The following is a 13,767-nucleotide window of genomic DNA, read 5'->3' as shown; positions in this document are numbered from 1 at the left end:
CGGGCAGCCGGTACATCATTGCGTTGTCGTGACCTCTGACCTTGGCGGCATTTTCTCCGTAGGAGCGAACAGCAGCGCATTCGCTTGCTCGCTGCGCCAGGATTTAAGCCGCCGTTGAAGCGTTCGAAGAAGCTTGTTCGGGTAGGCTCCAGGATATTCCACCTGTAGACGGGAGAGCAGTTCGCTGCCAGTCCGCCAGGGCTCGGCTTCAAACCATTTTCGCAAATCTGGCGTTGCGCGAATGAGCGGGTCGGGACGACGCCGGCCTCTTTTCGCCTTCACGATTGGCCGATCCGTCGGTCGCATAGCTCCGTCCTTCCAGGCCGTTCGCAGGCTTGCCAGGAAGCGATCGGTCGATTGCCATGCCGCAGCAGGATGGGCGATTGGTTGGGTATCCGCGAGGGCCGCGAGGCGCTCCTGGGCGTCGCGGATGTCGCGCAACAACGCGACCGGATCGAGAGCGGCATAGATTTCTTGGAGATGGTGGCGGACTGCGTCAGGCGTGCGGGCGTCGGCGGCCAGGCGCTGGTGGGGTGTTTCCGGCGCGCTGTATGTCTTGCGCACACGAGCACCGTCGCGCTGCTTGGCTATCAGCTTGAACGAGGGTTGGAAGAAGTTCACGAACAGCCGCGCTGCTCGATAGAGTTCTGCCAGCAGCTCGGCCGCTTCCAGGCCTTCGAACCGACGATAGCCGACCATCCTGCGCACGACCGCGCCGTTCTTCTGCTCGACGAACGCCTGGTCATTCTTCCGGTAGGGACGGCAACGCGTGAAGACAATGTTGGCTGCCTCGCAATAGCCTTTCAGCGTCTCGTTCATGAACACCGTATCATTGTCAGTGTCGAGGCCGAGCAGCGCAAAAGGCAAATGTTTGCGCAATTCCGTCAGCACCGTGCTCAACAGCGTCTGTTCACGCACGATCAGGGGAGCGCACTCTGTCCAGCCGGTAGCAATGTCCGTGAGCACGAGGGTCTGGATAAAGCTGCCGCGCGCAGATGGTCCGCTATGCGCTACAAGGTCAGCCTCGACGAATCCTGGCGCCGGATCGTTCCAATCCGCCGACGTCCGTATTGGAACACTGCGACGCAGAGAATGCGCTGTGTGCCGCCGGCGTTTGCGACCCAATTTTTCTCGGATCGGCACCAATACGCGGTCAATCGTCGCAGCGCTCATCGCCAAAAGCTTGGCGCGGATCTCGGGGGCAAGATCGAGGTGGCCATGCCGTTCCATCGCCTCAATCAGCGCAGGCATTAACGCCTTCAGCCGCTTCCCGCAGATCCGGTCCGACGCTTCCCAAAGGAGCACGAGCGCGTTGTGTTCTGCCTCATTATAGATCCGACGTCGCGGCCGTCGGCCTGGGCGTGCGTCTTCCTGGCCTCGAAGTAGTCGCATCGCATGCTTGCGATGAAACCCAGTGATGTCGACGAACTCGTCTAATATTCGCGCCTTCTTCGCGCGATCCGAATGCCGATAACGCACACCTGCCGCCGCCGTCAGTTCCTTCCGCGTTGCCATGCTCAGCTGCCCCATCTGCGCCCCCGCTCGTCCCCGATCCAGGGGAGCAATTTACGTGAGGCAACGGCTCAGCATCCGGTAACAATTAAGGCGAGGCAATGCGACTCCAGCGACAATCTTGATTGACGCGCCGCTCTCATCCTGATTGGGTTCTTCCGCATATTTGGTGCAGGGTGCGGGATTCACGGACAGTGCGAATGAGGGCATAAGGTCGGAATCGCAGTCGACGACCGTGATTCGCCTTGCTCCAAGCCTTTCGCTCACTGGTTTCCCCCGAGCTTTCGATTGTCCAGATCCTCCCCCAGATCGACAGGGTGGTGCTCGTGGCTCGGCCGAACTCAGCGGTCTCGCTCTGTCCTTGTTGCGGCTGCCAGACGGATCGCGTCCACAGCCATTACGTGCGACGCTTAGCTGATCTGCCCTGGCAGGGTCGGGTTGTCGAAATCCGGCTGCACGCGCGACTGTTTCGATGCGCAAATCCGCAATGCCCGCGTCGAATATTCACCGAGCGGCTACCGGCGACGGCGCGGCCGAAAGCAAGGCGCACAACCCGCCTCGGCGAGAGCCAACTGGCAATCGGCTTTGCGGTCGGCGGTGAGCCGGGCTCGCGCCTGTCGCGCAAACTAGCCATGCCGGTCAGTGGCGACACCTTGCTCCGAATGATTCACTTGGCTCCGCTGCCGGATTTCGTTGCCCCGAGCGTCGTCGGCATCGATGATTGGGCTTGGCGTCGTGGCCAGCGATATGGAACGATCATCTGCGATCTGGAGCGCAATTGCGTGCTCGATCTGCTTCCCGATCGTAACGCCGACAGTGTTGCGAACTGGCTGAAGCGCTGGCCGGGGATCAAGGTCGTCGCGCGCGATCGTGCGGGACTTTATGCCGATGGTGCGCGCTGCGGCGCGCCCGACGCGGTGCAGGTAGCGGACCGCTGGCACCTGCTCAACAGCCTAGGTGAGGCCCTGCGCCACGCGGTCGCCCGCCATCGTCACAACGTGGCCGCCGCCGTGCAAATCATGGCCTCCGCGCAACGCGCGCAGACCGTCAGGCCGCCGCCCGGCCTTGCACAGTTGCGGGCGGATCGAAAGTCCGCGCGACGCGAGCGCTGGGATGAAATCTGTCGCCTACGCGAGAAAGGTTTCCCGACATCCAGGATCGCCCAACTGCTTGGCGTCGACAGGCGCACTGTTCAGCGCTGGCTTGCCGCTGGCGGCGAGCCGGAGCATTCGCGGCCTCACAGACCCTCACATCTTCTCGCGCCTTTCGAGGCATGGCTCGAAGGGCGGTGGGTCTCTGGCTGCCAGGTGGGCCAACAGCTTTGGCGGGAGCTTCAGCAACAGGGTTATGCCGGAAGTCGGGTGACCGTCGCGCGATGGGCTGCTGACAGGCGTGCACAAGACGCAGCTGGAGCAGCACAATCGCACTCGACTTGGAAAGCTCCCACGCGTCGTCGCTGTGCTTGGTATTTGAGCCAGGATCCAGATCAAATCGATGCTGAAGCCAAGCTATTCCTCGGCCACCTGTTTGCGCAAGCTCCGGAACTCGCCACGGCGGCCGAGCTGGCGAAGCAGTTTGTCTCCCTTCTCAGCGGTAGCGACATCGTCGCGCTCGATGAATGGATCACACAAGCGGCCAACAGCGAGCTGAGGAGCTTCGCCAACGGCATCGCGCGCGACATCGATGCGGTCCGAGCGGCAATAACTACCTCCTGGACAACCAGTCCGGTCGAAGGTCAGATCAGCAGGATCAAAGCCATCAAACGACAAATGTATGGCCGGGCAAGCTACCCGCTATTGCGTCGACGCGTCCTCCTGGCTGCTTGAAAACGACCGGGCAACCTATGCTGCACCAAATATGCGGAAGAACCCCTGATTGTCGCGCTATAGGCCGCGCACTTACATTTGAGGCGCGGTCCTAGTGCGCAATGAGAGCGGTCAGCAACAGCACTGCAATAAGCAAGGAACCGCCGAAAATCGCGATAGCGAGACAGACACGCGCCGGAATCGAATAGGGATCGAAATGGGGCTGTTCAAGCATGGCGCTCCTTAAGCCTGCAGGCGGGAGCGCGATCGGTCTCTCAGCCACCGGCGCCTACGGGCAGAGCCTTGGCCGGTGATGTTTAGACAATGCTCCGGATAGCTAGAGGTTGCAAGGAACCTCTCAGCCTACTTGCGCAGCAGCACAACCGACAACTCAGGCGAACAGGTCTTTGCCCGGCTGCAGCATCCTCACGAACGTCCCGCTCCTTGGCGTACTGCAAGCCGGCCCAGTACTCGGCCGGCGTCGCCTTTGTCCTGGTAGATCATCGGATAGTTGATCGTCTCAATGTAGATCCGGTCGTCCTGGGTCGGTTCAAAGGCGCGGGCGTGCTCCATGATCCGGCGGGCAGCCTTTCTCCGGGTCCGCCCAGCGCCGGTCTTCCTTCATCTTCATCGTCGAATTCCATCCCGCCTTTGTGCAGCATAGATGTGAGGGGTGTAAATCTGGCTTTCGGCGGGACGGTGGCTATCAAACGTCGCGCCGCAGGGACAGCGCATCAGCGACGACGGCAGTTGAGAAGGCAGCTTTTCGCCGCTGTCCCACATGGCCTGCTTGCGCGCGATCCAATCGCGATGATCGCGCCAGGCCTGGAAATTCGCTTTGGTTAGGGGCGGCAGCAACTCGCCCCATGCCACTTCGAACGCCGCGCGCGCTTCTTGAAAGGTCGCGGCCGGGCCTCCGCTCGACCGGTCGCAGCCCGGATGAAAGCCGCATTCCATTCCCACTGATCGGCATGGTTCGGTGCGCCGGTGCGCAGCCCGATTGAGCCAACGACGACGCGCTATAGAGGATGTTCCATTTCTGCCCGGCTGCGGCTCGGTCGCGCCGGCGCGTGAGCTCGGTCACGTCGCATCTCCGGTCGGGCAGCGCCGCCACAGCTGCAGCAGCTCCGCGGCCGGCCGCTTGCCCGCCGTACTGCACTTCACGCAGCGCAGGCGACCGGCGAGATCGCGCACGTTGGTGGTCGGAACGTGGCGCAGCGCAGCTAGGCGCGACCGCGCGCGGTGTCTTGCACCGCGAGCATTTGATTTCGAGCCACGGATAGCCGGCGTTGATGGCCTGGTCGATCGAGGGCGATGCGTCGACCGGGCCCGCCGTCGGCCCAGATCTTTTTGTTCCAGCTCTGGCAGAGCAGGATCGTCGGCCTCGCGGATGAGTGCCTCGCCGGCGGCGCAAACCATTTAAACTTAGCCGTGCCGCACCGCTACCCGACTTCGATCGGTATACGTCTTGGCCAAGGTTCGGAATGTCCCAAGTCTACGAGATGTTTGAAACCCTTGACGGATTGGGCACTCGGAAGCCGCCTGAGGCGTCGGGCTCCTCCTCCGCCTCATCGGGCAGCGGCAGTTTGGCTTCCGACGAATTGGCTAGCTGATACGGGGAACAACCCGCTGGTTTTGCAGTTCTTTTGGCGCCGCCGGCCTGAGTGTCGCTGGGCGCCTCATGGCCCAGCTAAGTCAGGCGACACGGCGGCTCGTACCATTTTGCTCCATGGAGGATTTGGATATGAAAACGACCCGTATTGTCGCTTGGCAGTCGATCAGTCTCACTCACCTCGGTGGGGCCCCGCGGCCGCGTCTTCCCTCTGGCCGCTCGTTAGAGCTCAAGAGCGGCGATGTCTTCTGAGGGAGGGCACGTCATGTCAATCAAGTCAGCCCTCCCTGCCATCCATTCGGAAGCCGGGTTGTCCCGGTATCTGCAAGAGATCCGTAGCTTCCCGCTGCTCGATGCATCCGAAGAAGCGATGTATGCAAGGCGTCTTCGGGATTCTGGGGATCGCGAAGCTGCCTACCGTCTGGTGACGAGCCATCTACGATTGGCCGCCAAGATCGCGCTGAAATATCGGCGCTATGGATTGCCTATCGCCGACCTCATCTCGGAAGCCAACGTCGGATTGATGCTGGCCGTCAAGCGGTTCGACCCTGAGAAGGGATTTCGCCTGGCGACCTATGCCGCTTGGTGGATCAAGGCGTCCGTGCAGGAGTTCGTCCTGAGATCGTGGTCACTCGTCAAGCTCGGCACAACTGCAGCGCAAAAAAAGCTGTTCTTCAACCTTCGAAAGTTGAAGAGACGCCTTGGTGCGCCGGACGATGGCGAGCTTTCGCCGGAGCAGGTGAAGCAGATCTCTGAACATCTTCAGGTTAGGGAAAGTGACGTCGTCGAGATGAACGGGCGGATCCGTGGCGATATGACGCTGAACGTTCAGCTCAGTGACGAAGAAGGCGAGCAATGGCAAGACAGGCTCGCCGATTCATCTCCTGATCCTGAAACCCAGCTTGTGGAGACCGGAGACCGTGAACGGCAGAAGGCCGCACTCTCGGAGGCGCTGAGTGCGCTCTCTCCGCGAGAACGCACCATCGTCGAAGCCCGTTACATGGCGGAAGAGCAAAGCACGCTTGACGATCTTGCCAATACCTTCGGGATTTCTCGTGAGCGTATCCGCCAGATCGAGCAGCGTGCGTTGAAGCGCATCAAGACGATGATGTGCGTACGCCTTCCGGATCTTGAGGCTGCTTCAGCAAGCGCATACTAGAAGCAGAACACAAAAGACCGCTGGCCGCCTGCTGATCGATGAATCAGCAGCCGGTGCAGATGTCAAGCACGATGGCTTCGGCCGAGAAATCACGGTCCTTGCGGCCACCGGACTTTGTTCTTGCCTGGGGGCTGGCCGCTTTGATCACTGACAAGCTGCTTATCGACGGCGTCGGAGCTTCGCACTGCGCGCGATAAATCCGCTTCTTTCGCCTGCAGCGAGACCACCATCCCGAGTAGAGCAGCAAGTACCATTAAGCTCCGCATCTCTGGTTACCCTCCTTTCGACGATGCTCAAATTTGCCGCGCAGAGTTGTTCTGAAGCCGAGACAACGTCTCGGTTTGACGGTTTCAATTCTCAAGGTGCGCTGAGCGTTTCCGGACGCAGGAGAATGCTCTCCGGTTACGAGCCGCGAGCAATATCGACGATCCGGCTTTCGCCGCAAAAATTTTCTTCCAACCTCTTGAAAGTAGAACCCTCGCTCCTAGGTGGATTTTTGCCCGGGGGCCGTTATGGCCCCGGTTTTGGACATCGCTGAACCTACCCAAGGAGGATGTGCATGCATTTCCGTCCCTTGCACGATCGCGTGCTCGTGCGACGTCTCGACGCCGAAGAGAAAACCGCCGGCGGCATCATCATTCCAGACACAGCAAAGGAGAAGCCGCAGCAAGGCGAGATCGTCGCCACTGGCCCCGGTGCACGCAACGAACAAGGCCAGCTCATTCAACTCGACGTCAAGCCCGGTGACCACGTCCTGTTCGGAAAGTGGTCCGGTACAGAGGTCAAGATCGACGGCGAGGAATTCCTGATCATGAAGGAGAGCGACCTTCTGGGTGTCATCGACAAGGCAGGCGCCGTCAAGAAGGCAGCGTAGGGCGCTGACAGTCATAAGAGGAAAGCTGACAGTCATAGAGGAAAGGAGAGATCAAAATGGCTGCCAAGGACGTGAAGTTCGCAACCGAGGCCCGAGAGCGCATGCTGCGGGGCGTCGACACTCTGGCAAACGCGGTGAAGGTCACACTCGGTCCGAAGGGGCGTAACGTCGTGATCGAGAAATCGTTCGGTGCGCCGCGCATCACCAAAGATGGCGTAACCGTCGCCAAAGAGATCGAACTGGAAGACAAGTTCGAGAACATGGGCGCGCAGATGGTGCGCGAGGTCGCCTCAAAGACGAGCGATGCAGCCGGCGACGGGACCACGACGGCGACCGTGCTCGCTCAGGCCATCTTCAAGGAGGGCAGCAAATCCGTCGCCGCCGGCATGAACCCGATGGACCTGAAGCGGGGGATTGACCTCGCTGTCGAGGCCATCGTGACCGATCTGAAATCCCACGCCAAGAAAATCACCGCCAATGACGAGATCGCCCAGGTCGGCACAATCTCCGCCAATGGTGATACCGAGATCGGCCGCTTCCTGGCCGACGCCATGAACAAGGTCGGTAATGAAGGCGTGATCACCGTCGAGGAGGCCAAGAGCCTGCACACCGAGCTCGAAGTGGTCGAGGGCATGCAGTTCGACCGCGGCTACATCTCGCCCTACTTCGTCACGAACCCCGAGAAGATGCGCGTCGAACTCGAGGATCCCTACGTTCTGATTCACGAGAAGAAGCTGTCCGGCTTGCAGACCATGCTGCCGCTGTTGGAGCAGGTCGTCCAGTCCGGTAAGCCGCTCCTGATCATCGCGGAGGACATCGAAGGTGAAGCGCTTGCGACATTGGTCGTCAATAGACTGCGCGGCGGACTGAAGGTCGCGGCCGTCAAGGCACCTGGCTTCGGCGATCGTCGCAAGGCCATGCTGGAGGACATCGCGATCCTGACCGGCGGCAATGTCATCAGCGAGGACCTCGGCATCAAGCTGGAAAACGTCACAGTGAAGATGCTCGGGCGCGCCAAGAAGGTCGTCATTGACAAGGACAACACCACCATTGTCGAGGGCGCGGGCGCCAAGAAGGATATCGAGGCGCGCGCCCAGCAAATCAGGCTCCAGATCGAGGAGACGACCTCCGACTATGATCGCGAAAAGCTGCAAGAGCGCCTCGCCAAGCTTGCCGGAGGCGTCGCGGTGATCCGTGTCGGAGGTGCGACGGAGGTCGAAGTCAAGGAACGCAAAGACCGTGTCGACGATGCGATGCATGCTACGCGCGCGGCGGTGGAGGAGGGGATTCTCCCCGGAGGCGGGGTTGCCCTCCTGCGTGCCCTCGAAGCGCTCGACGGCATCAAGACCGCGAACGCCGACCAGAAGGCCGGCATCGACATCGTTCGTCGCGCCATCCGGATGCCGGCTCGGCAGATCGTGCAGAACGCCGGCGAAGACGGCTCACTGGTTGTCGGCAAGCTTCTGGAGCACCAGAGTTACAACTGGGGCTTCAACGCGGCAACTGGCGAGTACGAGGATCTGGTGAAAGCCGGTGTGATCGATCCCGCCAAGGTCGTGCGCACCGCCTTGCAGGACGCTGCGTCGGTGGCCTCGCTGCTGATCACCACCGAGGCACTCGTGGCCGAAAAGCCGAAGAAGGCTGAATCCGCTCCGGCAGCTCCCGCCATGGACTTCTGAACGAGAGAGCCCGGCCGATCAAGGCCGGGCTCCACCGATGAGAGGAGAGAAGACCGCTTCCAAAGATGGAGTGTCCCATGAACAAGTCTAATCGTCGTCGGCTCAGGATGAGGCAGGACACGATCCATTGGTTCATGTTCTCCCTGAGTTTTGTCACCATTGCCTGGATCTGTTTTCGAACGATGGGAGGAGTATAGATGCTGAGTTATCACCATACGTTCTCCGACCGGACGGAGACCAACCGCAATCTGCGGCGAGGCCTGCTTGCTTTAGTAGTAGCCGGCGCAATGTCTCTGGCGGCCTTCGGTGCTTACGGCGTGGAAAGCCCGCGGGGAGCCGAGGCCACACAGGGTACCTTCACTGGACTGCCACTGCCGCCAATCCCGTATCTCGACAAATGCCGTGGCTGAAATGGCAGCCCGCGGCGGCAACGATGAAGATCGACATCTTGCTGCCGCCGACCTCCGCGCCGACAGGTATTTGGCCGCAGCCGACGCCCCATCCCGCCGGACTGTTGGCAGCAAGCTGAACGTCAGTGAGCGGCCCGCGAAGGCCGCTCGCTACCTTATGCAAGGTCGTCAAGAGCAAGCGACAATCATGTTTGAAGCGAATTCGGCGAGGCATTCCGTGCGCGGGAGCTCCGATGCAGCCTCAAGCACAGCAGTCGAGCTTGGCGGCCGCGACTTCCTTATCCGAGGCTGTCAGAAGGTGATCGGTCACTACGAGCGCCTGCTCTCAACTGCGAGGAGCGAGCAAGAGCGCCAGCTCTATCAAGCCCGGATTGAGCGAGAGCCGCAAGTAATGGATGATCTACGCCAGAGTGCTCTTCCGGATCGCATGGCCGCCTAGTCACTGAGCCGCCAAGGGAGCCTCTTGAAGAAAAATGCGCATGCCCCTCTTGAACTCACGGACGTTAGTTCTAGTTCGTTTCTCGACCGCGACTGCGGTGTGTCGAGCGCCAGGCCGGGCTCGGCACGAGGTACTGGACTGGGGTGTTCGACCATAACCGAACTCCCATCCTGCCTTGCTTCGTATCCATATTGCTCTTTGGAGGACTTGGCTATGAGGACACTTGATTTTACGCCACTGTGGCGCACCAGCGTCGGCTTCGATCACTTGGTTGGCCTCATCGACGGCATGTCGCGCCGGCCGAATGAGGACAGCTATCCGCCATACAATATCGAGCGGTCCGGTGAGGATCACTATCGAATCACGCTGGCCCTAGCAGGTTTCGGCGCTAGTGACATCTCCGTGACGGCCGAACAGAATGCTCTCACGATCGAAGGCAAGAAGTCCGACGGGGCTGCGCGCCGGTATCTCTACCAAGGTATTCCGGCGCGACCGTTCCGGAAAGTCTTTAGTCTGGCCGAGTACGTCCAGGTCAAGCAGGCATCCTTCCGGGACGGTCTCTTGACCATTGATCTCGTTCGAGAGATTCCGGAGGCGATGAAGCCGCGCAAGATCCAGATCGGTGCAACGGCTGCTTCGTCGCAAATTGAGCGGAAGAAGGCAGCTTAGGTAGCTTCGATCCGTGGACCGGCGATGGCATCGGACGTTCCTGACCGATCTCATCTCAACGTGGGTGGCGACATCGACTACGCCGCCACCTAAATCACGAGCACCATCCCTTGGAAAGGAGTGAATAGGGAGGCGAGCCATGACTAACGTAAAAATCGACGGCGGTGGTCTTCACCCATTCTTCCACCCTGCCGCTCACTACGTTTCTCCGGCGGAAGTCCTGAATGACAAGGAGCTCTCGACGCCTGAGAAGCGGATCATCCTGTCCTCGTGGGCGTCGGACATGTACGCCGTGGAATCCTGTCCCGGCATGCGGGAGGTCCCCGGAATGGGCCACGCTGTGAAGTTGGCCGACATACTGGCAGCGTTGCGGCAACTCGACAGAGACGACGATGATGATCCGCCCCGTGGCGGTGGCGTCCCCATGCGGCTGCGGCGGCCCTGGGCCGCCGCACAGCGGAGGTCTCTGCGATGATCACGGGCGCTGTCCTAGGCATCGTGCTGCTCGGCCATGCCGCGGCGTTGTGGGCAATTCCGATCGTAGCAAATTCTCCCGCTGCCTGGTGATTCCAAGGACAATTGAAATGTTAGGACGTCGAACAATATTGGCATGGCTCCTGCTTGTTGTGCTCTGCGTGTCTCATCCGGCAGTAGCTCAAGTGCCAGACCTGAAGACAGGTGGTCCTGTGCCAACATTGGCGCCGGTAGTTCGACAGGTGACACCCGCGGTTGTTAATATTTCCGTGCACGGCCGTGTCCGTGAGGACAATCCACTTTACCGCGACCCGTTCTTTCGTGAGTTTTTCGACATTCCCAAGCAGGTCGAGAAGGAAATCAATTCGACCGGTTCGGGAGTCATCGTCGATGCCAGGCGCGGCTATGTGTTGACCAACAATCATGTTGTCGAAGGCGCCTCGGTCGTTCGGATTACGACCAAGGACGGCCGGCAGTTAACTGCGAAGGTAATCGGGCGCGACCCGCCGACTGACGTTGCAGTGCTGCAGATCCAAGACCCTGCCGGCCTTCAGGCGCTTCCTTTCGGCGACAGTGATGCGCTTGAGGTCGGGGATTTCGTGCTCGCGATCGGCAATCCCTTTGGTCTCGGCCAGACTGTCACGTCCGGCCTGGTCAGTGCGCTGGGTCGCACTGGCTTGAGCAAGGAAGGCTTTGAGGACTTCATCCAGACCGACGCTGCGATCAATCCGGGAATTCCGGGGGCGCATTGGTGAATCTTCACGGCGAATTGGTCGGCATCAACTCCGCGATCATTTCGCCGGGCGGAGGGAATGTCGGGATCGGTTTTGCAATTCCCGCGAATATGGCCCGGATCGTTATGGAGCAGATTGTAGATAAGGGACACGTTGAGCGAGGCCGCATTGGCGTTTCACTGCGCGAACTCCAACCGTCGACCAAACAAGGGCGCAACGAAGGCGCGGTGATCGCAGAGGTCGCGGCAGACTCTCCGGCTGCAAGGGCCGGCTTGCGGAAGGACGATATTGTTGTCATGGCAGACGACCGTCGGATCCGCACCGCGTCGCAACTTCGTAACAAGATCGGCCTGGCGCGTGTCGGTCAAGATGTGAAGCTCACCATCGTGCGGGGTGGTCAAACCAGTTCCGCCGTTGTGAAAGTTGCTCCGCCCGTCCAGGCAAGCAGCACATCCACTCGTCTGCTGCATTGATGCAAAAGGTTCAAGACAATCTGGCCGGTCGACTGCCAAATTCAACTGTGGCAGGCGTATTGACTCAAAAGCCCAGCCCCTCGGCTTTTAGGGCAGCCATCTAACTTGCTCAACTTTGTAACTCTTGCCGCCGCCTGGGGTCTGGACAGCTACGACGGAGCCTTTGAACCTGCCTATCAACGCCCGTGCGAGCGGGGAACTGAACGAGATCTTGCCTTTTGCAGGGTCGGCTTCCGGCTCGCCAACGATTTGGCAAATTCGCTCCTCGCCCGTATCCTGGTCCGTCAGCGTGACCGTCGCGCCGAATTTGATGGTCTCGCCGGAGAGCTTTGACACATCAATGATTTCTGCACGTGCAAGCTTGCTTTCTAACTCGGCTATGCGAGCTTCGTTGAGCCTTTGCTCGCCCAACGCAGCCTGATATTCCGAATTCTCAATAAGGTTGGGCTCGTCGGCAATCGCTTGCTGAATGCGCTCGGCAAGATGAGGCCGCTTGATTCTAGTGCGGTCGGCCAGTTCGTCGTTAAGGGCGGCATGACCGGCCGCAGTCATGGGGAGGGTTGGCATCAATTCGGACCGCCTTGTGAGAGCACCGCCCAGAGCCGAGAGCGGCCGCGGTCGCCTGCCGGGCCTACCTATCTCGGTACTATGGGCTGGCAACTATGCTGGCCTTTACCTGTTCCAAGGAGCGCCCGGTCCAAGGAGCCCGGCGAGGGAACGGAACTTGGGTTGTCGCAGGTCTCCGGGTTTGCCGTGCGAATACTCTTGCCCCGATCGACCAGTGCAGTTGTATGAGGCGAAGATCGCCAATTGGGCACTCCTTGCATGGGCGCACGGGAGTACGTCCTTGCTGTGGACGACGACGCGAGCGTGCTCGAAACGACACGGAACATGCTTGACGATCTCGGATACCGCCCGATCGCAGCTGACAATCTGGATGCCGCGCTGTCGACCCTTTCTCATCAAGCGATCGATGTGGCGATTATTGATCTGGCGATGCCCGGCGTTTCTGGACTCAACGTCGGACTTGAGCTTCAACGGCAGCAGCCGTGCTTGCCGATCGTGTGCTGCAGCGGCTATCCAGACCTCATCGAAAAGACTAGCAAACACATGAACGGCAGTCTGCTCCTCAGCAAGCCGTGTTTCTCCCAGTCCGCGCGGACTCAATCAATACCGGTCCGCACCATAGCGCGCGCCAGCTCGAGCTCGCTGATAGCTTGGCGCAGCGAGCGGCGGGCCGCGCTCTTATCTCCATTCGCACAGGCGACTTTCAGTTCCTCGATGTGTTGAGCCGGGATCTTTGCATGCGCAACAACATCCGCAGCGCCTGCAAAACTGGATTTCCGCTTTGTGTCCATGGTCGGGCACACCCACGGCCGCTCTTATTGGAAGTAGGACGGGAGCGGAGACCGCTCCCATCGATTTGTGTCATTTCGAGTTGATCGCAATACGCTTCACCTTGGATTCTGCTTGCGGCAGCTTTGGCATGGTGACAGTCAGAACTCCGTTCTTGAACGCAGCAGAGATCTTGTCCTGGTCCACGTCTTCGATCGGGATGCGCCGTTCAAATCTGCCGTAGTACCGCTCGCTGAACCGGCGATCCTTGTCTTCCGTCTCAGTCTTCTTCTCTCCCTTGATCGAGAGAACGCCATTGGCGAGTTCGATCTGAACGTCTTTCTCGTCGAGACCTGGCAACTCCGCCGTGACTTTCACGTCCTTGTCACTGTCGTTGACCTCGATGCTCGGCCAATTCATCGACTGCTCGAGAAAGCGGCCGCCAAATGGCACGACATCGAAGCCGCGGAAGACATCATCGAATAGCCGGTTCATCTCCCGGTGCAGGGTTAGAACCGGATTGTAGTTTTCGGAGCGACGGGTGGTCAGATCACCACCGCGGCCCCAGGGGATCAGATCAGTGATAGCCATA

The 13,767-nt window shown here is 60.1% G+C and carries 13 protein-coding genes and 2 pseudogenes; 9 read left to right on the top strand and 6 right to left on the bottom strand.

Annotation, left to right across the window (positions count from 1 at the left end; all coding sequences use genetic code 11):
- Positions 1–15: 15 nt before the first annotated feature.
- Positions 16–1,530, bottom strand: coding sequence for an ISNCY family transposase (locus XH92_RS34455; RefSeq protein ID WP_194456118.1), 1,515 nt, complete (start codon positions 1,528–1,530; stop codon positions 16–18).
- Positions 1,531–1,757: 227 nt separating this feature from the next.
- On the opposite strand from XH92_RS34455, the gene XH92_RS34450 reads away from it, so the two are divergent.
- Complete coding sequence (locus tag XH92_RS34450) at positions 1,758–3,338, top strand: ISL3 family transposase (protein WP_210345499.1); 1,581 nt, start codon at positions 1,758–1,760, stop codon at positions 3,336–3,338.
- 91 nt (positions 3,339–3,429) lie between these two features.
- Here XH92_RS34450 and XH92_RS43690 read toward each other — a convergent pair whose 3' ends face one another.
- The 3 genes and pseudogenes from XH92_RS43690 to XH92_RS43265 form a co-directional block, all read right to left on the bottom strand.
- Positions 3,430–3,552 carry a hypothetical protein gene (locus XH92_RS43690; RefSeq protein WP_018270270.1) on the bottom strand — a complete coding sequence of 41 codons (123 nt, stop codon included), beginning with the start codon at positions 3,550–3,552 and terminating at the stop codon, positions 3,430–3,432.
- A gap of 392 nt (positions 3,553–3,944) precedes the next feature.
- Positions 3,945–4,274, bottom strand: coding sequence for a hypothetical protein (locus XH92_RS34445; protein ID WP_194456117.1), 330 nt, complete (start codon positions 4,272–4,274; stop codon positions 3,945–3,947).
- A gap of 123 nt (positions 4,275–4,397) precedes the next feature.
- Positions 4,398–4,727 (bottom strand): annotated as a pseudogene (locus tag XH92_RS43265) (hypothetical protein); the annotation flags it as partial.
- A gap of 467 nt (positions 4,728–5,194) precedes the next feature.
- Between XH92_RS43265 and rpoH the strand changes: the two are divergent.
- The 7 genes and pseudogenes from rpoH to XH92_RS34410 all read left to right on the top strand — a co-directional run bounded on the left by rpoH (position 5,195) and on the right by XH92_RS34410 (position 11,840).
- Entirely contained in the window at positions 5,195–6,088 is an 894-nt protein-coding gene (rpoH, locus tag XH92_RS34440; protein ID WP_246787838.1) for an RNA polymerase sigma factor RpoH, read from the top strand.
- 559 nt (positions 6,089–6,647) lie between these two features.
- Positions 6,648–6,962: a co-chaperone GroES gene (gene groES / locus XH92_RS34435; protein ID WP_194456115.1), complete on the top strand. Its 315-nt coding sequence runs from the start codon at positions 6,648–6,650 to the stop codon at positions 6,960–6,962.
- A 56-nt stretch (positions 6,963–7,018) separates the two neighbouring features.
- Positions 7,019–8,641: a chaperonin GroEL gene (gene groL / locus XH92_RS34430; protein WP_194456114.1), complete on the top strand. Its 1,623-nt coding sequence runs from the start codon at positions 7,019–7,021 to the stop codon at positions 8,639–8,641.
- A 402-nt stretch (positions 8,642–9,043) separates the two neighbouring features.
- Positions 9,044–9,490 (top strand): hypothetical protein, encoded by a 447-nt coding sequence (locus XH92_RS43260; protein WP_246787837.1) that lies wholly within the window; start codon positions 9,044–9,046, stop codon positions 9,488–9,490.
- Between the two features lie 213 nt (positions 9,491–9,703).
- Positions 9,704–10,159, top strand: a complete 456-nt coding sequence (locus tag XH92_RS34420; protein WP_194456113.1) for an Hsp20 family protein — start codon at positions 9,704–9,706, stop codon at positions 10,157–10,159.
- Between the two features lie 139 nt (positions 10,160–10,298).
- Entirely contained in the window at positions 10,299–10,634 is a 336-nt protein-coding gene (locus XH92_RS34415) for a hypothetical protein (protein ID WP_194456112.1), read from the top strand.
- A 109-nt stretch (positions 10,635–10,743) separates the two neighbouring features.
- Positions 10,744–11,840, top strand: a pseudogene (locus XH92_RS34410) (trypsin-like peptidase domain-containing protein).
- Between the two features lie 87 nt (positions 11,841–11,927).
- Here XH92_RS34410 and greA read toward each other — a convergent pair.
- Positions 11,928–12,410 carry a transcription elongation factor GreA gene (gene greA / locus XH92_RS34405; RefSeq protein ID WP_194456111.1) on the bottom strand — a complete coding sequence of 161 codons (483 nt, stop codon included), beginning with the start codon at positions 12,408–12,410 and terminating at the stop codon, positions 11,928–11,930.
- Between the two features lie 282 nt (positions 12,411–12,692).
- Between greA and XH92_RS34400 the strand changes: the two genes are divergently transcribed.
- Positions 12,693–13,130 (top strand): response regulator, encoded by a 438-nt coding sequence (locus XH92_RS34400; protein WP_194456110.1) that lies wholly within the window; start codon positions 12,693–12,695, stop codon positions 13,128–13,130.
- Positions 13,131–13,268: 138 nt separating this feature from the next.
- Here XH92_RS34400 and XH92_RS34395 read toward each other — a convergent pair whose 3' ends face one another.
- A complete protein-coding gene (locus tag XH92_RS34395) occupies positions 13,269–13,766 on the bottom strand; it encodes an Hsp20/alpha crystallin family protein (RefSeq protein ID WP_194456109.1) in 498 nt (165 codons plus the stop codon).
- Position 13,767: the final 1 nt, after the last annotated feature.

The sequence above is a fragment of the Bradyrhizobium sp. CCBAU 53421 genome (assembly GCF_015291625.1).
In the GTDB taxonomy this organism is placed as follows: Bacteria; Pseudomonadota; Alphaproteobacteria; order Rhizobiales; family Xanthobacteraceae; genus Bradyrhizobium.
Note: the sequence above shows the minus strand (reverse complement) of the source record. Positions and strands in the feature narration are given on the sequence as shown.

What these genes read in the sequence shown, in the direction of transcription:
- XH92_RS34455 (WP_194456118.1), bottom strand. Translation starts at nt 1,530, where the DNA reads ATGGGGCAGCTGAGCATGGCAACGCGGAAGGAACTGACGGCGGCGGCA.
- XH92_RS43690 (WP_018270270.1), bottom strand. Translation starts at nt 3,552, where the DNA reads ATGCTTGAACAGCCCCATTTCGATCCCTATTCGATTCCGGCGCGTGTC.
- XH92_RS34445 (WP_194456117.1), bottom strand. Translation starts at nt 4,274, where the DNA reads ATGGAATGCGGCTTTCATCCGGGCTGCGACCGGTCGAGCGGAGGCCCG.
- rpoH (WP_246787838.1), top strand. Translation starts at nt 5,195, where the DNA reads ATGTCAATCAAGTCAGCCCTCCCTGCCATCCATTCGGAAGCCGGGTTG.
- groES (WP_194456115.1), top strand. Translation starts at nt 6,648, where the DNA reads ATGCATTTCCGTCCCTTGCACGATCGCGTGCTCGTGCGACGTCTCGAC.
- groL (WP_194456114.1), top strand. Translation starts at nt 7,019, where the DNA reads ATGGCTGCCAAGGACGTGAAGTTCGCAACCGAGGCCCGAGAGCGCATG.
- XH92_RS34420 (WP_194456113.1), top strand. Translation starts at nt 9,704, where the DNA reads ATGAGGACACTTGATTTTACGCCACTGTGGCGCACCAGCGTCGGCTTC.
- XH92_RS34415 (WP_194456112.1), top strand. Translation starts at nt 10,299, where the DNA reads ATGACTAACGTAAAAATCGACGGCGGTGGTCTTCACCCATTCTTCCAC.
- XH92_RS34395 (WP_194456109.1), bottom strand. Translation starts at nt 13,766, where the DNA reads ATGGCTATCACTGATCTGATCCCCTGGGGCCGCGGTGGTGATCTGACC.